Below are 17,507 nucleotides of genomic sequence, written 5' to 3'. Positions count from 1 at the left end.
AGGAGAAAAGCAATGACGTACCCTAATCCTCCTCAATATCCCGTTCAACAGCCGATGGCGTACCCGACGCCACAAAAATCCTCAACGAACCCCGTCTTAATCGGTATTGCCGCCGGTTTGGGAATTATCATCGTGGCGTTGGCAGTATTCCTCGTCGTGCTAATTCTGGGAGGACACAACAAGTCTGGAGCTGAAACTAATGCGGCACAGCCACAGAGCCAACCAACGTCTACTGTTACCGTTAGCCCGGCGCCGACCGTAACCGTGCAGCAGCAACCCACCCAAACCCAATATGTGAGCGGGGGGCAGATTCCTTGGCCGCCCAGCGGCGCTACCGCCACGTGTGGCTCGACTGTCGCGGTAAACAACGTGACCAGCTGCGATTTCGCGCAAAATGTGGCGGACGCATACCGGTCAAGTGGTACGGGAGCCGTCTATGCGTACAGCCCAGTCACCAACGTAGAATACAAAATGAACTGCCAGCTTTCCCAGGCCAGCGTGGTGGTTTGCACCGGCGGCAAGAACGCGGTGGTTTATATCCAACAGTAGCTCAGCCTACGGCGGCGACGAGCTTGTTCAACACGCCGATACCGCCCTCAAAAGAGCCGGCTTGGGCGGCGATAGCCAGGGGTACCCGCTTGCCTTCACTGTTTTGGTACCATCCCATTTGGCGAACCAGGTAGCCTCCGCTGACGCCCGGTCCCCAACCGCCTTTGAAGGTCGCGCCGGGTAGCCGACCCATTCCCCAGCGCTGGTCGCCACTGACTTGCCCCATATTGGACACAACCGGACCTGAACCTGCTAAACAGGGCAGTTTCATCATGAAACCTACTTGGGATGCGGTGGTCCAGGGAGTTTGCCCAAAAACTGTGAACCCGGAACGCAGTCGTGTGGAAGGAACCGTGGTCGAGTTATCCCCGGTTTGACGTAAAACTTGCGTGGTGGCCTGAGCCCGAGCGGCATCGTTTGTGCCCAAAGATTTCCACAGTGCCTCGGCGGCACCATTATCCGAGTGACGCAAAGCTGCTGACATGGAACCAGCCATAGCACCCGCCTTCCCCGCCTGAGAGACTGCCACGGAAACTGGAACTTTCGAGGTCGACCATGCCACCCACGCTTGTGCAGATCCGGCAGTTTCAATCTTGGAGCTGGTCGGGTCAAACCAAGCCACAGAAATGGTCGCGCCCGTGTCTCGACCGACTTTTTCGAATGTCGCGCGCAAATCTTGGCTGCTGAGTCGCCCGGCGGCGGGAGACGTCAGCACCGTGCCATCACAGCCCTGGACTTGGGCGCCATCAGGAGTCTGGGGTGCGGGAGAATCGCTCGGGCTTGCACCTGGGGCGGAGGTCGAATCGGAACTGCGTTGATTAGTTCCTGCTGAATTAGTGTCTGAACCCGCAGAATCCCCTGGGCGTTGCGAGGTGAGGGAAGGGCTTGGCGAGGCGCTCACCTGAGGCTGACGAGCCAGCTGGGTAACGGTCACGGCTACCGCGCCCGTTACCAGACCCCCGGTCAGCAGGGTTATCCCTAGTGCCACTAAGCCGCGCCGGACTCGGCGCCGCTGCTCGCTGGCGGCATCGTAATAGGGATTGTAATGTTTCGGGGTGTAAGACATCAGATAGGCAAACTCTCAAATTTTTGGAATGGTCAAATGCACACCGTCAAAGTCCGAAGACGCCGAGGTTACAGGGACTTCGCGTCCATCCGGGAGACGCACAAAGACCTGATCATCCGCGCCTAGGGGTCGCGACGTGGCTACTGTTACCAGGTATCCCGTGGTAATCGATTTACGGTGCTGTTGGGCTTCGAGTTTCGCAATAGAAGCCGGTTTTACCCGCGAACCGCTCTCGTCGAGGGAGCCATACACAGAAGTGAATGTGTCCAAATTCGAGCGGTACCCAGCCAAGAAGTGCGGGATGAAACGTCCGTCCGGATCGACTTCCGCCAGAGGCTCCTCGCCTTGTAGCATGGGGCGCGGGTTGGAATCATCAGGGAAAATCGGTGTCGGTTGACCCTTTGTAGATTCATTATTCTCAGATTGGGTATCAATCATGGGGATGTCCGCTGCGGTTTCAGGGACCGACGCAGCATTCTGCGCTGCCAGTTCCTCTAGCCGCGTCGCCGAAAGATGTTCCGTGACAGTCCCGGTCGGTTCCGGTTCGGTCAGTGCTCCCGCGGCGGGTGACTCGGTAGGTGACTCGGTAGGCGGAAAGTCCGTAGCGCTGCGGGTGGGAGTCATCAACACACCCGGCACATCAGCCAGCTTTTGTTCCGATTCCGCCGAAGAATCTGCCTGTTCAGGGGCAAGTTTTTCGCGAATCTGACCCAAATCCAGCCCCACTCCGGGGGTCGGCAGCGGAGGAGCCACCACGTCGGTCAGTGGGGCTTTCGGAGTTTCTGTTGGAGTGCTGTAATCAGCAGGGGCGAACTCTGCATCGTTAACTTCCACGGGTGCGACTTCGTCCTTGCCCAGTTCCACGGCTTCGAGCTGGGGCATTTGGAAAGTCGAAAAGCTAGGCTCGGCGGGTTCGGCAGCTTCAACAGGCTCAGACAGTTCTGTCGGGGCATCGAGAGTTTCACTCGTCGGCTCAGGCTGTTCCACCGCGAGTTCCTCCGGCATTTCCGGAGCGGCAGTGGCATAGGCTGGTTCATTTGCCGAAAAGTCCGGGACGCCGTACTGTTCGGTAGGCTGCAAGTCGGGTTGCACGGTGGGTTGCACGCTGGGTTGCTCATCGAGCTGCTCGTAAGCCGTCGGTTGCGGGGTCCCATCCCACTCACTCGGGGTTAAGCCCTCTGCCTGGTAGGGATTTGGTGTCTGCCACGAGTCCGCGGTGGCAGGCTGTTCCGGGGTCGCATAAGTTAACGGGTCAATCGTGGGTGACTCCGGGGTCGCATAAGGGGGTTGCGGCTGTTCAACATAGGGTTGAGACATCGACTCGGGTACAGATTCTGGGGCATAATATTCGGCAGGTTCCGCCGCGACGGGGGCGACCGGCGTTTCTTCCGGGGTAGCAGGAGCATAAAAATCCTCTTGCAAAGCGGTGGAATCAGCCTGAACGTCGGTCGTTTCTACCGGTAAATCCGGGGCATCGTCCAGCGTGATCTCCTCGGGATAATCATCGTCCAGAGATTCTTCTAGGTCGTAGGGTTCTTCTTGATCCACAGCAAAGGTCGAGTCGTAATCAGGGGTCTCCTCCGAGGATGATTCGTCTCCTTCCGGGTATTCTCCCGGTTCATAGTCTTGCGCATACTCAGACGGGACCTCGGTAGGGGGTGCAGTATCAACCGGTGCAGCGGGAGTGACCGGTATCACCATCGTGGTGTCTTCGGGAATGAACGCCTGGTTTTCTCCCTCCGCCTGTGGCGGGTAGTCGTAGCTTTCCGGTGTTGCCGTGCCATAGGGCGAGGGGTATCCAGCTTCGGCAGGAGCCTCCGGATATGGCTCGGAACTGCCCTGATATTCAGCGGGGGTCGTGCTCATCGGTTGGTCGTAAGCGTCATATTCGTAGGACTGGTAAGGGTCGTATCCGGGCTCAGAATAGGTTTGCGCAGCGGTTGCGTCCGGGGTCTGTGGCTCCGGCGCGTCTACAGGATACTGCGGAACTTCACCCCATTCATCGTCAGGCTCAGGGAGGGGAACTGCCGGAGCGGTTTCTCCGCTGGCTGCGACAGATGGTGCTATCGGAGTCTCCGTTTCGGGCAGGGCGGCACTGGCGAAATTCTGTTCGGGGATGCTTTCGATCGGGGACGCATTTGTACCAGTCTCGGGCATTTGCGACTGGGGTGACATCGCCGCGTTGAGGGGAGGAAACAGGGGGGAACTCGCCGTGCTGGTGGCGTCAAAATCATGACCAGCCGGCGACCCGTCCTCGTGATTAGTTAGCACTGCATGCTCGAAAGGAACCGGCTGCGTCACGGGAATCGACCCGGTGGGAGTACCCAGGATAGAGGAACTTACCCCCAAGTCCTCACTCGGAGTTGCAGCGGGGGTCACGGGGAGCGGGGCTGCGCTAGCAACGGTTTGCTCTGCGGGTTGGCTCGGGGGAGTTTCAGCCGCAATCTCAATAGGAGTCACAGCTGCATCTTCGTTAGGCGCACTGCTGCTGGGCAGTTCGCCAGAGGCAGCGGCTTGTTCGGCGGCTTCCGCCTCTAATGCTGCTCCATCCACCTGTAGCACCTGGTAACGCTGGTCTGAAGGGGGGATGCCGTAGAGTTTTTCGTAAGCCTCCAAAGTAGCTGCGACCTGGTCCAAGTAGTCGTCCACGGCATCTTGGTCGTATCCCACGCGCATCCGGGTGTAGTCGAAATCGACCTCGCGCACGTCTCGACCGCGGACCGTGATATAAGCCAAATCCACCTCGGCTTCTGGAGAAGCATTTAACGCTTCATAGTACGAAAGGACACGCACTACTTCATCAAGGTAGTCGTCGATTTGATTCTGGTCGTACCCATCACGAAATTTTGTTGCAGGGAACTGGGCAGAAAAAATATCTTCACTGGTCAGCAATTGCGGGGTAGCCTCGCTCATGTGCCGGTCCTTTCCATTCTTCACTGTCAGCAGCGTAGCCGGCTGCTTTCCAAACAGAGCCGGATTTTGCGCATACACACTTCAAGGGACGATTTTACCCGGAATTGCGGGAAATCTTTGGCGATTAGGGGGTTTGGCAGTGATTTGAGCTGTTTTAGGTGGCCTCCAAAGATTCTCGCTAGGATATAAATGTTCTTGGCTGTGCCCAGGCGGGCCAGATTCGACACGAAAGGAAAAGCTATGCGCGTACACATTGGTACCGACCACGCCGGATTCGAGTTGAAGCAGCATCTGGTTACTTGGCTGCGGGAACGCGGCTATGAAGTTGTTGACCACGGACCTGCCGCCTACGACCCTGATGACGACTACCCAGGCTTCTGCATTGCTTGTGCCCAAGGCGTGATAGCTGACGAAGGCTCTTTGGGTATCGTGTTGGGCGGCTCGGGCAACGGTGAACAAATCGCTGCTAACAAGGTAAAAGGTATCCGCGCGGCGCTGGTGTGGAACGAAGAAATCGCGAGTCTTGCCCGCCAGCATAACAATGCCAACGTGATTTCCTTGGGCGCCCGCCAACATTCGGTTGAGGACTGCGAACGTTTCGTGGAAGTGTTCCTGACTACGGACTTTTCCGATGAAGAACGCCACTCTCGGCGCATCGGTCAGCTCAGCGATTACGATAACCAGCGCTAGTTCGGTATTACCACGGCGCTAGTTCCGGGTTCGGTAGTCGTTCAGAGTCGTTCCCACAGTCCCAGCGGCAGCCAGATGGGATGAAATGCCTCGTTGGAGGCCTCCGGATCTACCAGTGCGTAAAAGCCAAAGTCTCGGTCGCCCTCTCCATCGACGATGGTTAACTCTGCCAGCCAGAGATTTTCCGGGATACCATTGGGTGAAATGCTCGCCTCCGCGGGCAGGTCAGCCTCGGTGGGATGGGTGATGATGCGGAAGTTGCTCTGGTGACGTGCTTCCCCGACGGTTTCCATGAAGTCGTGGGCATCCCAATAGGCTCCCAACTGCCGATCCCAGCCAGCTTCGGTAATCGGAGGAATTTCTGCCAGTGGTCGAGACACGCCACCCTGAGTTGAGCGCAGTTTCGTCTCCATTGCACTGAGCCGCTCGAACTCATCCCCACCGAGCATATCCAGCCAGGGAAACAGTTCTCGGTGCAGCTCTGTGCCGAGTTTGGCGGGGTTGAGGCGGTAGTCAAAAGTTCCGTCGGGACGTTCGCCAAAAGCCCGTTCGGTTTCGTCCTGCCCACTGGCGGAGGTAGTCCCGTCCAGATTTGCCGTTTTGCGCAGTTCCGGGTTTTCCAAGAATTTCCATTCATCCAGCAGGGATGAGTCGACTCTGTCGATAGTATCATTGAGCCAATCGAGAACTTCGATAAACCGTTCGGTTTTCAACGGTTCGGGCACGATTTGGGTCAGCGCGCGCCACGCGTCTGACAGGTAGCGCAGCAGTACGCCTTCGGAAAACTCAATCTTTAAGCTGGTTTCAAAAGCTTGGAATGTTTGGCCCGTTTCTACCATCTCGCGGATGACGGATTTCGGGGAGATGAAATATCCGCGCGCCCACGGGTTCGCTTTCACGTAGGTTGCAAACGCGGCTTCAAGTTCCTGGCATAAGGGCTTTGGGTAAGTCGTCTTTTCCAAGGCAGCTTGCCGTTCGTCATAGTCCGCCCCGCTTGCTTTCAGTTCCGAAAATACCCGGTCTTTGGCGGCGCGTTCCTGGGCGCGCAAGATAGCGTTGGGGTTGTCCAAAACGGACTCCACCACGGAAATAACATCGAGGGTGTCTCCGAAAGCACTCTCGACAGCGGGCGTATCCGCGCTGGAGGAGCCTGTGCGGCATGTAAACGCCTGCAAATAATCCAGAGCAAACGGCGCCAAGTCTTGATTCAGGGCGAAAGTCTCGGGTAAATCCGCGGTTAAAGTCCAGTTTCCGTGCTGCGGATGCCCCTCACCGCCAGCGGAGCCAGAACCTGATTCGCTGCTGTCTCCGTGCACAGGCTGTCTCTCAGAAATGACCCCGGAATCCTCTAGGGATTCCAGGATGTGCTGCAGCGTGTCTGCAAAACGATTGCGGTCCTTTGCGGGTCCGGTGGCGCGAAGCACGTTGTGGTTGCGGTACGCCAAAGCGTTGAGGTTTTCTGCCTGGTCGCCGGGTCTTTGCAGGGTATTCAGCACCATTGCGTGCGTGATTTTCCACCGCGGCACCATCGCCTCGGGTTGCGATTCCGCCAAGCGGTGGAACGTTCCTTCCGTCCAGGAAGTGCGACCTTCCGGGGCTTTCTTTTTCTTGATTTTCTCAAGTTGTTTCGCATTCCCATCCGCTCGAGCGAGCGCGATAGCGTTGTCGATTTCCCACTCCGGGGCTTGTGCCACCACGTATCCCACGGTGTCAAACCCGGCGCGACCTGCCCGCCCGGCAATCTGGTGGAACTCACGAGAATTCAGGTGACGCTCCTTGTTTCCGTCAAACTTCACCAGGGAGGTCATGACGACAGTGCGGATGGGGACGTTGATACCGACCCCGAGGGTGTCGGTCCCTGAAATGACGCGCAAGAGCCCGGCCTGAGCGAGTTTTTCGACGAGCCGGCGGTAGCGGGGCAACATTCCTGCGTGGTGGATTCCGATACCTTTTAACAGCAGTGGTTTTAATGTCTTTCCAAACGAGGAATGAAACCGCACGGTGTTCACCTGGTCTTTTAGCCGGGCGGCGGTGTCGGAATCCAGTCCCAGGCGCAAATCCAGGCTGGCGATTCGCTCGGCTTCTTCCACTGCGGCGCGTTGACTGGGGTGCACCACGTAAGCCGGTAGCCGGTCCTGATTAGCTAGCCCCTGCAGGATTTTTTCCAGTGGCTCAGCCGCGTAAGACATCTCCAGTGGCACGGGGCGTTTGGCAGAATCGAGAACCGCGACCTCGCGCCCGGTGACTTCCCGCAGATTCTTTGCAAACCACGAAGTATCCCCCAAAGTGGCGCTCATCAGCACAAACCGAGTTTTCGTCAGAGTCAGCAGGGGAGCCTGCCACGCCCAGCCCCGCTCCGGGTCAGCATAGTAGTGAAACTCGTCCATCACCACGGTATCGACGTTGAGGTCGTCTCCCCAGCGCAGCGCCTGATTCGCGAGGATTTCCGCTGTGGCGCAAATAATTGGCGCATCGGCGTTGACTGAGCCATCGCCCGTGACCATACCCACGTTAGCGGCACCAAACAGGTCCACCAGGTCGAAAAACTTCTCGCTGACCAGTGCTTTTAAAGGTGCGGTGTAATAGGAAACACCGCCTCTGGCTAGTGACCACAAAATCGCAGCCACCCCAATCAGGGACTTTCCTGAACCGGTGGGTGTGGGAGCGATGAGGTGCTTATCCTCCAAAATCAGGCGCTCGGCAGCTTCCTGCTGGTGAGGATACAGGGGACGACCGGTGGACTCTGCCCATTCCTGAAACGCGAGCAAGACCTCGACAGGGTCCGTGAGCGCGCCACGATCCTCGAGGTCATCCAGCAGTTGATTGAGGGCCTCCATCAGCGGCGCACCGGGTTGCTCAGCTGTCCCAAGCCCTCGATTTCGCAGGTCACAGTGCAGCCCGCAGTGAGCGGACCGACCCCGGCAGGGGTGCCGGTGAGGATAACGTCGCCGGGCAGCAGGGTCATGGCTTGGGAAATATACGTCACCAGTTCGCCCACCGGGTGCATCATATTGGCAGTCGTGTCGTCTTGGCGGACCTCGCCGTCGACTTCGCTGCGGATGCGCAGATTTTGTACGTCGAGGTCAGGGTTCACGGTAATCCAGGGTCCCAGCGGACAAGCGGTGTCAAAGCCTTTGGCGCGGGTCCACTGTTTGTCGGCTTTCTGGGCGTCGCGAGCGGAGACGTCATTACCGATGGTGTAGCCAAACACATAGTCTTTCCAGTGCTTGGGGTCAATGTCTTTCGCGACGTGCTTGATGACCACACCGAGCTCGACTTCATGATCGACGTGGTTGGACCACTTCGGCAGGACGATAGGAGCGCCAGGACCAATCACCGAGGTGTTGGGTTTGATGAACAGAATCGGGGCATCAGGCACAGCCGAGCCGAATTCGCGGATATGTTCCAGGTAGTTTTTCCCCACGCACACGACTTTCGAGGCGGGAATGACCGGGGCGACCAGGCGCACGTCCTCTAACTGCAGAATCTGACCAGTTGGAGTGATTTTGTCGGGACTGTACAGGGGATTTTCCGCCAGAACCGTAATCCGATCGGAGTCGTCCTCCATCACACCAAAACCGTAGGTATCGTCGCCTTTATCAAAACGTATAACTCGCATGAGGGTAGTTTATCAATCGCGGAACGCGGCTGATACTTGCCTTGAGCGTAAATAAACAGTGGGATTTGGGCAGTAGCTGCCAATAATGGCAGCTACTGCCCAAATCCCACCCTATAATCCACAGATGCCTCGAAAGTCACCAAACGGCAACCGTCAAAATTACTCGGAACCGCGATTTGGGGTTGCTCTGAAACAAGCATTGACACAGGGATATATGATTGACTCTGTGATGAATACTGATTTGCCTGAAGTCTCTGCAATCCCTGTGCCGCCTGCGGACGGACCGAAGACCCGCGTGCGGTTCTGTCCTTCTCCGACCGGCACCCCCCACGTCGGCATGGTGCGCACCTGCCTGTTCAACTGGGCTTATGCGCGTTCTCAGGGGGGAACTTTCGTGTTCCGCATTGAGGACACCGACTCGGCGCGAGACTCCGAAGAATCCTTCAATCAGATTCTGGAATCCTTGGACTGGCTGGGATTGGATTGGGACGAAGGCGTCAACGTGGGCGGTCCGCATGGTCCCTACCGTCAATCAGAGCGTATGGATATATATCGCGAAGTGGCTGGTCAACTGCTAGAGGCTGGCTTTGCTTACGAATCTTTCTCGACGCCCGAAGAAGTGGAGGCACGCCACCGGGAACGTGGTGAGGACCCGAAGCTTGGCTACGACGGCTTCGACCGCGACCTTACCGCTGCCCAGCGCGAGGCTTATCTCAAGGAAGGTCGTAAACCTGTGCTGCGACTGCGGATGCCGGACGAGGATATTACCTTCACTGACCTGGTGCGCGGCGACATTACCTTTAAGGCTGGCTCCGTACCTGACTACGTCATTGTGCGCGCCAATGGAGAGCCGCTTTACACCCTGGTGAACCCTATCGATGATGCGCTGATGGAGATTACTCACGTCCTGCGTGGTGAGGATTTGCTGTCTTCCACGCCGCGTCAAATTGTGCTTTATCGGGCGCTTTATGCTCTCGGAGTGGCGAAATTCATGCCTTATTTTGGGCACTTGCCGTACGTCATGGGGGAGGGCAACAAGAAGCTTTCCAAGCGAGACCCGGAATCGAACCTGCTGCTGCACAAACAGCACGGCATCATTCCCGAAGGCTTGGTCAACTATCTGGCGCTACTGGGCTGGTCTTACGCTGCGGACAACGATATTTTCAGCCGTGAACAAATGGCTCAGGCTTTTGACATCCGCGCGGTCAACCCGAATCCGGCGCGCTTTGACATTAAGAAATGCAACGCGATTAATGCCGAGCACATTCGCCTGCTGGATGCTGACGATTTCACCCGTCGGACGGTGCCTTTCTTGGCAGAAGCGGGTGTGGTCGACGCTGCAGAATATGATTCCCTGACCTCGGAGCAGCGTGCTGTGCTGGATCAGGCAGCCCCCCTGGCGCAAACCCGTGTCCAGCAGCTAGACCAACTTCCCGCACTGATTGGATTCCTGTTCCGGGATGATGTGGAATACGACGAAAAGGCTGTCGCTAAACTGAAAGGTGAGCCTGTTGCGATTCTGCAGGCAGCCGCGCAGGCATTGGAAACTGCCGGCGCACCTGCCTTTGCTGATGCGGAGACGATTCACGAGGTCTTGAACACGGCTCTCATTGACGGCTTGGGTGTCAAGCCGCGCGTGGCTTTCGCACCGCTGTTCGTGGCAATAACCGGGACTAACGTATCTATTCCAGTTTTTGATTCCATGTGTATTTTGGGGAATGAAGAAACCCTGCGAAGAATCAAAAAATTTACCGATTTCTTAAGTTAGCTTCACGCACAATGGGGATTTTTCTTGGTAAATCTCTAAAAAGCCCGAATTTTCACTAACATTTTAATATACTTAACTCCGATAGTCTGGCACTATCCGATTGACACAAATGTGAATAATCAGGAGTTACAAGTGAAAACAAAGAAGCTTTCTGTCTCGATGAAGACCCACATTATAGCGCTGCTCGCGGCAGTGCTGTTGGGTCTGATGCTCATCTACATGATTATATCTCTGCAGGCATATCGGGGGATATTCCAAACCGAAGTTGCTAGTTTCGATGAAGTAGAGATGGTGGAAGACGCCAGGATTAACTGGTCCAACCTCCGGTCCCAGGACATTATGCTGCTCACTCAGCTTCAGTCCGGAAAGATTGATAACTTGAGCGGCTCTGGCGATACTATCAACGAGGTCAATGAACTGCTGGGGAAAGTTAATGATCGTCTCAGCGAAATGGAAAAAGCCTCTTTTAGTAGTGAGCAAAAAGCCCTGCTTGCGGATATGCATGGCGCAGTGGAAAACTATACCGCTGCTTGGGGTGAATTCACTGGAAACGCATCTGGGAATAAAGCTAAAGCTCTGCAGGCTGCACACGTTTTTGCGCAGTTCCAGCAAGAAAACGGTTTCACTTTTGCGGACAAGTCCCGCGCTCTGTTGGACACTTACGAAGCCGAAAGTGAGGCTTCCGCGCGGGCGCAGGCGACTACCGAAAGCACCACCGTCGTTGTTTCCATCATTATTCTCGCCATTGGGGCCGCGTTAGTATTCATGCTGGTTCGTATGCTGGTAGCTCCTATGATTAAGTCTGTTCACGCTCTTTCTGCGGGGATGGAAAAACTGACGCAAGGCGACTTTACAGCCGAGGTGCAGCGTTACAGCAGCGATGAGGTCGGCGATATGGGCGACCACTTCAACGATGCTATGAGCGGTTTGCGTCAAAGCCTCACCGTAACCATAGGGACGGCTGAGAATGTTGGCAAGATTACCGAAGGCATTGGGGAAGGCTCGCGCGGCGCGGTGGCTGCGACTCAGAAGGCTACTGACTACATCAACAGCGGAGCGGCAGCGGCAGAGCAGGTTTCTCGCTCCATTCAAACCGTAGCCGCCGGTGCGGAGGAAATGAGCGTCTCTATCAAAGAGATTTCTTCTAACGCCAACGCGGCTGCCGGAGTCGCCAAGGAAGCCTCGGAAGTCGCCCAGCAAACGAATGAAACCGTGGCTAAGCTGGGGGAGTCCTCCCGCGAGGTTGGTGAGGTTATCGAGACGATTACGGCGGTAGCGGAACAGACGAACCTGCTGGCTCTGAACGCCACTATTGAGGCCGCACGAGCGGGAGACGCCGGACGAGGCTTTGCCGTGGTCGCTAGCGAGGTCAAGGACTTGGCGGCAGAAACGGGGCGAGCCACTGAGGAAGTCGCCGTGAAGGTCGAGCAGATTCAGACAGATACTCAGGCCGCGGTAGCCGCCATCGAAGAAATCTCTAACATCATCGCCTCCATCAATGATTACCAGACCACTATTGCGGCGGCGGTTGAGGAACAGACCGCTACGACCAACGAAATGAGCCGGTCGGTTTCGGAGGCTGCTGACGGTTCCACCACCATCGCGGAAAATGTTGCGGATATCGCACGCAACACCAACAATTTGGCGGAACGGTTCGCTGATGTGGATCAAAAGATGGGCGTACTGGCTACAGAGTCACACGACCTGGTGACCCGACTCAATGAGTTCAAGTACTAGGGAGGACGACTGTGACTACGGATTTAGAAAGTACAGTGAGCGCGAATACTGGAGAAAAGAAAATGAGTGATGCGGCGGTTAAGAAAGCAGATAAAGCGCGGGTTAACGCCAAAGGAAAGAAAATGCCGCGACTGCCTCTGGCAGTCCAAATTGGTGCCATCGGTGCATCCGGTGTCGCTGGTCTGTTGGTGATGCTGCTGATTTTCGTGGTGGGGGTGCGCTTCTATGGCAACTCCACGCAAGCCTTTGTAGCTGAACAGGCTCAAGTCGAGTCAGCTCAAGCGTTGCACTATGACATTACGCGTTTGATTGCCTCGGGACGCGAGCTCAAACAGATCGGCGCGTCCCAGACCATCAGTCCCGAAGCGCGCGAGGGCTTGATGAAGGCGACTACCGAGGACATTAAGCACTTCACGGAGCTGACGAATCAGAGAATGGAGGAAATGTCAAAGATTGACGATCAGACTATCGCGCCGCTGGTGGCTCAGGCCACAGATGTGACGAAGAAGTTTACAGCTAAGGCCAACCAGATGAACGAACTGGTCAACCAGGGCAAGGGCGAAGAAGCCGCGGCTATTGATGCGCGGGACTTGGTTAATCAACTCAACGACCTGGTCCCGCAGATTGTCAACGCTTTGAAATCCAAGATGGATGACGCTAACGAACAGTCCGAGACGATGGCGACTGCTGTTTTGATTATTATGGCAGTCGTTTACCTGGTGGTGCTGACTATTGCGCTGCTGATTGGGGTATTTGTGCGCCGTATCTTGCGTAAGACCGTGGCTAATACCGGCGATTCTATCGAGTCTCTGTCTAAGGGCGACATGACGGATGAAGCCGAGATTCTGATGAATGATGAACTCGGCGACATAGCGATGAAGCTCAATGAGAGTTTGGCAAATCTGCGTCAGATTGTCGGTTCTGCCGCCGCGACGGCTCAAAAGGTCAATTCGGTGGCGAAAGCAGTCGGAGACGGTATCGACGAGGGGCACAAGGAAACTGAGGAAGTCATCGCCCAGACTCAGGTGGTGGCTGGCGCTGCCGGGGATGTGACCCAGTCCATTCAGACTGTGGCTGCCGGTGCGGAAGAAATGGGTGCCTCGATTCGAGAAATTTCTTCCAACGCTAACGAAGCTGCCAGGGTGGCTGGAGAGGCTACCGAAGTGGCGCAGCGGACCAGTGAAACAGTTTCTAAGCTGGGGGTCTCCTCACGTGAGATTGGGGACGTGGTAAACACCATTACTGCCATCGCTGAGCAGACCAACTTGCTGGCTTTGAACGCCACTATTGAGGCGGCACGTGCCGGTGATGCCGGCAAAGGCTTTGCAGTGGTAGCGGGTGAGGTTAAGGATTTGGCTCAGGAAACTGGTAAAGCCACCGATGACATCACCGCCAAGATTACGGCTATTCAGGCGGATACGGATGGAGCGGTGGCAGCAATCGAAAAGATTTCTGACATCATCAATCAGATCAACAATTACCAGACCACTATCGCAGCAGCCGTGGAAGAACAGACTGCCACGACCAACGAAATGAGCCGTTCTGTTGCGGAAGCAGCGACTGGTTCGGCTTCTATTGCGGAAACCATTTCTCAGTACCAGCAGATTGCCCAGGAAGCCGGCAAGGGCGTGGAAACCCTCCAGCACGCTTCGGACGAACTGGTGGAAGCCTCGCAAGGAATGTATGACAGCATCTCGTCGTTGGTCTATGAAAAGAAAGGCAAATCTGACGACTTGCCAAATGCCTAGCTATTAGGGTAACCTTGACACTCGGTGCGGAAAGCTCGTCAGAGTTTTTTGTATCGAGTGTTATGGGGTATGGTGTAACGGCAGCACTAGTGATTCTGGTTCACTCAGTCTAGGTTCGAATCCTGGTACCCCAGCGCCCCCATCGTCTAGCGGCCTAGGACATCGCCCTCTCACGGCGGTAACACCGGTTCAAATCCGGTTGGGGGTACCACCTCTTAAGAGGTCTCAAACTGCATAGATGTTTGCCAAAACTGCGCGGAAATCGCGCAGTTTTTTGGTTAGAACTCCTTCGTCCACTCCCGGCACAGCAGCATGGAAACTGATTGAAACTATTAAACCTGCGCAGGCGTATCGTCTTTGAATAGACAGAAGATAATTCAGTGTTGCAAAGACGTCTACATGTATTTTGGGTGGATTAACCGGGTTATTCCTCGTCGCGGCGCAGGAATTCGCTCAAGCGGTTGGCGGCGGCGACAACGGCGGTGCCGTGGGCACGACCGGGCTGGCGTCCCAAGCGCTCGATAGGTCCCGAGACAGACACGGCAGCAACCACGCGACCGGTCGCACCGCGTACCGGGGCGGACACGGAGGCGACGCCTGGTTCGCGTTCTCCCACCGATTGTGCCCAGCCGCGCCGACGCACTTCTGAAAGCATAGTGGCGTTGAACGCCGCTCCCCGCAGTCCGCGGTGCAGGCGTTCCGGTTCCTCCCACGCGAGCAAGATTTGGGCAGCTGATCCAGCCTGCATAGTGAGGGTGGCTCCCACCGGAATCGAGTCGCGCAAACCAATGGGGCGTTCGGCGGCAGCCACACAAATTCGTTGGTCGCCTTGACGTCGATACAGTTGGCAAGACTCGTGAGTGTGGTCCCGTAGGGCAGTCAGCACCGGTGTGGCGACGCTCAACAGTCTGTCGTCCCCGGCTGCTCCTGCCAGTTCCGCTAGACGGGGACCCAGGGTAAAGCGACCTTGGATATCGCGGGTCAAGAAGCGATGATGCTCCAAAGCGACCGCCAGTCGATAAATCGTGGGTCTCGCCAGATGCGTAGTGTCTACCAGTTGCGCTAGGGTCGCGGGACCGGCCTCTAACGTTGAAAGAATCAGTACTGCTTTGTCGAGTACCCCTACTCCGGAATTTGCGCTAGACTTGTCCATACCTTGATATTGCCATCTCACATTGTGAAATGCAAGTTGGCTGGTAATGCCGGGTACATATTGGTAACAAGAGGAAAACCAGCGGAACCCCCGCGCCGTCCCCAACGGGCGAACGGTTCGAGCTGCGCGACGAAAAGAGGCAAAATGGGTGAGACGCTTGCACAAAAAGTATGGCGCGACCACGTGGTGAAAAAAGGTGAAAACGGAGCACCAGACTTGCTCTATATTGACCTGCAGCTGTGCCATGAAGTGACCAGTCCGCAGGCATTTGACGGGCTGCGCCAAGCCGGACGTAAGGTGCGCCGCCCCGAACTGACGCTCGCGACCGAGGATCACAACACTCCGACACAAGACATCGACCGTCCCATCGCCGACCCGACTTCCGCACTGCAACTTGAAACCTTGCGGAAAAATGCCACGGAGTTCGGAATCCGCCTGCACTCTCTGGGAGACGCTGACCAGGGCATCGTCCACGTGGTTGGTCCGCAGCTGGGGCTGACCCAGCCGGGAATGACCATCGTCTGCGGCGATTCGCATACGTCTACCCACGGGGCTTTTGGGGCGCTGGCTTTTGGAATCGGCACCTCGGAAGTCGAGCATGTGTTAGCGACTCAAACCTTGCCACTAGCGCCTTTTAAGACCATGGCAATCAATGTTTCCGGGCATTTGAAACCGGGTGTGACCTCGAAAGACCTGATACTGGCGATTATTGCGAAGATTGGCACAAACGGTGGGCAAGGTTACGTCCTGGAATACCGCGGTTCCGCCATCGAGGATTTATCGATGGAAGCGCGGATGACGATCTGCAATATGTCTATCGAAGCCGGGGCGCGTGCCGGCATGATTGCGCCGGACGACACGACTTTTGCCTACCTGAAGGGTCGCCCGCACGCCCCCGCGGGAGCAGACTGGGATGCTGCAGTAGCGTACTGGCGAACCCTGCCGAGCGACGCCGACGCGGTCTACGATGCGGAAATCGAGATTGATGCCGACGCCCTGGAGCCGTTTGTGACTTGGGGGACGAACCCCGGAATGGGGGTAGCGTTGAGCGGGGAAGTGCCCGACCCTGCCACTCTAAGTGATGAAACCGCACGCCTGACTGCGGAGAAAGCCCTGGCATACATGGATTTGCGGCCGGGCACAAAAATGCGTGACGTGAAAGTGGACACGGTATTTATCGGCTCGTGCACGAACGGGCGTTTGGAGGATTTGCGTGCCGCTGCCGAGGTCGTGAAGGGTCGTCACAAGAGCCCGGACGTGCGGGTGCTGGTGGTGCCGGGGTCGGCGCGAGTGCGGCTGCAGGCAGAACGGGAAGGTCTGGATCAAATTTTCCGCGATTTCGGTGCCGAGTGGCGTAACGCGGGGTGTTCCATGTGCTTGGCAATGAACCCGGACAAACTCGTACCCGGTGAGCGCTCAGCTTCGACATCCAACCGCAACTTCGAGGGACGGCAGGGCAAAGGCGGGCGCACCCACCTGGTGAGTCCGCTGGTGGCTGCCGCTACCGCGATTCGTGGCACGCTCAGTGCCCCCAACGACCTATAGAAACAGCCTGGAAAAGAGGGAAACAAATGGAAAAGTTTACGAAGCATACCGGTGTGGGAGTTCCGCTGCAGGTCACGAACGTGGACACCGACCAAATCATTCCGGCGGTTTATTTGAAGCGTGTGACAAAGAGCGGGTTTGATGATGCGCTGTTTGCCGCCTGGCGCACAGACCCGAAGTTTGTGCTGAACCAAGAGGCTTACCGACCGGGAACCGTCCTCGTGGCTGGAAAAGACTTTGGCACCGGCTCCAGCCGCGAGCACGCGGTCTGGGCGCTGCGCGATTACGGTTTCAAAGTCATCCTCTCGCCGAAATTTGCTGATATTTTCCGCGGCAATGCCGGGAAACAAGGTTTGGTGACCGGGGTCATCAGCCAGGATGACTGCGACCGGCTTTGGGAGCTTCTGCAAGCGCGTCCGGGGGCGGAAGTCTGCGTAGATTTAGAGGCACGTACCGCCAGCGTCGGCGATTTCACCTGCAGTTTCGCTATTGATGATTACACGCGCTGGCGTCTAATGGAAGGTCTGGACGATATTTCGCTGACCCTGCGCGATGAGGACGCCATCGCTGCCTATGAAGCGCGCCGTCCGTCCTTTAAACCTCAGACCCTGCCGGCGAAACACCTGCCGCCGCAGCCGGTTCAGTCTGCTCGCCCCGTGAACTAGGCGCCGGACGCGGCGCCCCTAACACGGGGGGCGAGCGTCACGGGGTAAAATAGG

At 56.7% G+C, this 17,507-nt stretch carries 12 protein-coding genes and 2 tRNA genes; 9 read left to right on the top strand and 5 right to left on the bottom strand.

Annotation, left to right across the window (positions count from 1 at the left end; all coding sequences use genetic code 11):
• Positions 1–12: 12 nt before the first annotated feature.
• Entirely contained in the window at positions 13–549 is a 537-nt protein-coding gene (locus HMPREF0574_RS03255) for a hypothetical protein (protein WP_231294121.1), read from the top strand.
• Position 550: 1 nt separating this feature from the next.
• On the opposite strand, the gene HMPREF0574_RS03250 is transcribed toward HMPREF0574_RS03255, so the two are convergent.
• Together HMPREF0574_RS03250 and HMPREF0574_RS03245 are read right to left on the bottom strand one after the other, a co-directional pair.
• On the bottom strand, positions 551–1,615 hold the full coding sequence (locus HMPREF0574_RS03250; protein WP_004007257.1) for a hypothetical protein: 1,065 nt from the start codon (positions 1,613–1,615) through the stop codon (positions 551–553).
• A 15-nt stretch (positions 1,616–1,630) separates the two neighbouring features.
• Positions 1,631–4,606 carry a DivIVA domain-containing protein gene (locus tag HMPREF0574_RS03245; RefSeq protein ID WP_004007256.1) on the bottom strand — a complete coding sequence of 992 codons (2,976 nt, stop codon included), beginning with the start codon at positions 4,604–4,606 and terminating at the stop codon, positions 1,631–1,633.
• A 111-nt stretch (positions 4,607–4,717) separates the two neighbouring features.
• Here HMPREF0574_RS03245 and HMPREF0574_RS03240 point away from each other — a divergent pair, with 111 nt between their 5' ends.
• Positions 4,718–5,218 carry a ribose-5-phosphate isomerase gene (locus HMPREF0574_RS03240; protein ID WP_004007255.1) on the top strand — a complete coding sequence of 167 codons (501 nt, stop codon included), beginning with the start codon at positions 4,718–4,720 and terminating at the stop codon, positions 5,216–5,218.
• Between the two features lie 41 nt (positions 5,219–5,259).
• On the opposite strand, the gene HMPREF0574_RS03235 is transcribed toward HMPREF0574_RS03240, so the two are convergent.
• Positions 5,260–8,055 carry a DEAD/DEAH box helicase gene (locus HMPREF0574_RS03235; protein WP_004007254.1) on the bottom strand — a complete coding sequence of 932 codons (2,796 nt, stop codon included), beginning with the start codon at positions 8,053–8,055 and terminating at the stop codon, positions 5,260–5,262.
• Positions 8,055–8,837 (bottom strand): fumarylacetoacetate hydrolase family protein, encoded by a 783-nt coding sequence (locus HMPREF0574_RS03230; RefSeq protein WP_004007253.1) that lies wholly within the window; start codon positions 8,835–8,837, stop codon positions 8,055–8,057. Before HMPREF0574_RS03230 ends, HMPREF0574_RS03235 begins: the two co-directional genes overlap by 1 nt.
• Before the next feature lie 229 nt (positions 8,838–9,066).
• On the opposite strand from HMPREF0574_RS03230, the gene gltX reads away from it, so the two are divergent.
• The 5 genes from gltX (at position 9,067) to HMPREF0574_RS03205 (ending at position 14,301) form a co-directional block, all read left to right on the top strand.
• Positions 9,067–10,605 carry a glutamate--tRNA ligase gene (gene gltX / locus HMPREF0574_RS03225; protein ID WP_370446372.1) on the top strand — a complete coding sequence of 513 codons (1,539 nt, stop codon included), beginning with the start codon at positions 9,067–9,069 and terminating at the stop codon, positions 10,603–10,605.
• A 111-nt stretch (positions 10,606–10,716) separates the two neighbouring features.
• Positions 10,717–12,342 (top strand): methyl-accepting chemotaxis protein, encoded by a 1,626-nt coding sequence (locus HMPREF0574_RS03220; protein WP_004007251.1) that lies wholly within the window; start codon positions 10,717–10,719, stop codon positions 12,340–12,342.
• 62 nt (positions 12,343–12,404) lie between these two features.
• Complete coding sequence (locus HMPREF0574_RS03215) at positions 12,405–14,090, top strand: methyl-accepting chemotaxis protein (protein WP_004007250.1); 1,686 nt, start codon at positions 12,405–12,407, stop codon at positions 14,088–14,090.
• Positions 14,091–14,153: 63 nt separating this feature from the next.
• Positions 14,154–14,224: transfer RNA gene (locus tag HMPREF0574_RS03210), tRNA-Gln, on the top strand.
• 1 nt (position 14,225) lies between these two features.
• Positions 14,226–14,301, top strand: a tRNA-Glu gene (locus HMPREF0574_RS03205).
• A 213-nt stretch (positions 14,302–14,514) separates the two neighbouring features.
• Here HMPREF0574_RS03205 and HMPREF0574_RS03200 read toward each other — a convergent pair.
• Positions 14,515–15,243, bottom strand: a complete 729-nt coding sequence (locus tag HMPREF0574_RS03200; RefSeq protein ID WP_004007249.1) for an IclR family transcriptional regulator — start codon at positions 15,241–15,243, stop codon at positions 14,515–14,517.
• A gap of 144 nt (positions 15,244–15,387) precedes the next feature.
• On the opposite strand from HMPREF0574_RS03200, the gene leuC reads away from it, so the two are divergent.
• Together leuC and leuD are read left to right on the top strand one after the other, a co-directional pair.
• Complete coding sequence (gene leuC, locus HMPREF0574_RS03195; protein ID WP_004007248.1) at positions 15,388–16,788, top strand: 3-isopropylmalate dehydratase large subunit; 1,401 nt, start codon at positions 15,388–15,390, stop codon at positions 16,786–16,788.
• A gap of 26 nt (positions 16,789–16,814) precedes the next feature.
• Entirely contained in the window at positions 16,815–17,453 is a 639-nt protein-coding gene (gene leuD / locus HMPREF0574_RS03190) for a 3-isopropylmalate dehydratase small subunit (protein WP_004007247.1), read from the top strand.
• Positions 17,454–17,507: the final 54 nt, after the last annotated feature.

Origin of the sequence: Mobiluncus curtisii subsp. curtisii ATCC 35241, from assembly GCF_000146285.1 — a bacterium.
Taxonomy (GTDB): Bacteria; Actinomycetota; Actinomycetes; order Actinomycetales; family Actinomycetaceae; genus Mobiluncus; species Mobiluncus curtisii.
Note: the sequence above shows the minus strand (reverse complement) of the source record. Positions and strands in the feature narration are given on the sequence as shown.

Excerpts from the sequence above, each read along its gene's own strand:
- HMPREF0574_RS03230 (WP_004007253.1), bottom strand. The coding sequence starts at position 8,837 with ATGCGAGTTATACGTTTTGATAAAGGCGACGATACCTACGGTTTTGGT.
- HMPREF0574_RS03200 (WP_004007249.1), bottom strand. The coding sequence starts at position 15,243 with ATGGACAAGTCTAGCGCAAATTCCGGAGTAGGGGTACTCGACAAAGCA.
- leuD (WP_004007247.1), top strand. The coding sequence starts at position 16,815 with ATGGAAAAGTTTACGAAGCATACCGGTGTGGGAGTTCCGCTGCAGGTC.
- gltX (WP_370446372.1), top strand. The coding sequence starts at position 9,067 with ATGAATACTGATTTGCCTGAAGTCTCTGCAATCCCTGTGCCGCCTGCG.
- HMPREF0574_RS03235 (WP_004007254.1), bottom strand. The coding sequence starts at position 8,055 with ATGGAGGCCCTCAATCAACTGCTGGATGACCTCGAGGATCGTGGCGCG.
- HMPREF0574_RS03250 (WP_004007257.1), bottom strand. The coding sequence starts at position 1,615 with ATGTCTTACACCCCGAAACATTACAATCCCTATTACGATGCCGCCAGC.
- HMPREF0574_RS03255 (WP_231294121.1), top strand. The coding sequence starts at position 13 with ATGACGTACCCTAATCCTCCTCAATATCCCGTTCAACAGCCGATGGCG.
- HMPREF0574_RS03240 (WP_004007255.1), top strand. The coding sequence starts at position 4,718 with ATGTTCTTGGCTGTGCCCAGGCGGGCCAGATTCGACACGAAAGGAAAA.
- leuC (WP_004007248.1), top strand. The coding sequence starts at position 15,388 with ATGGGTGAGACGCTTGCACAAAAAGTATGGCGCGACCACGTGGTGAAA.
- HMPREF0574_RS03215 (WP_004007250.1), top strand. The coding sequence starts at position 12,405 with ATGAGTGATGCGGCGGTTAAGAAAGCAGATAAAGCGCGGGTTAACGCC.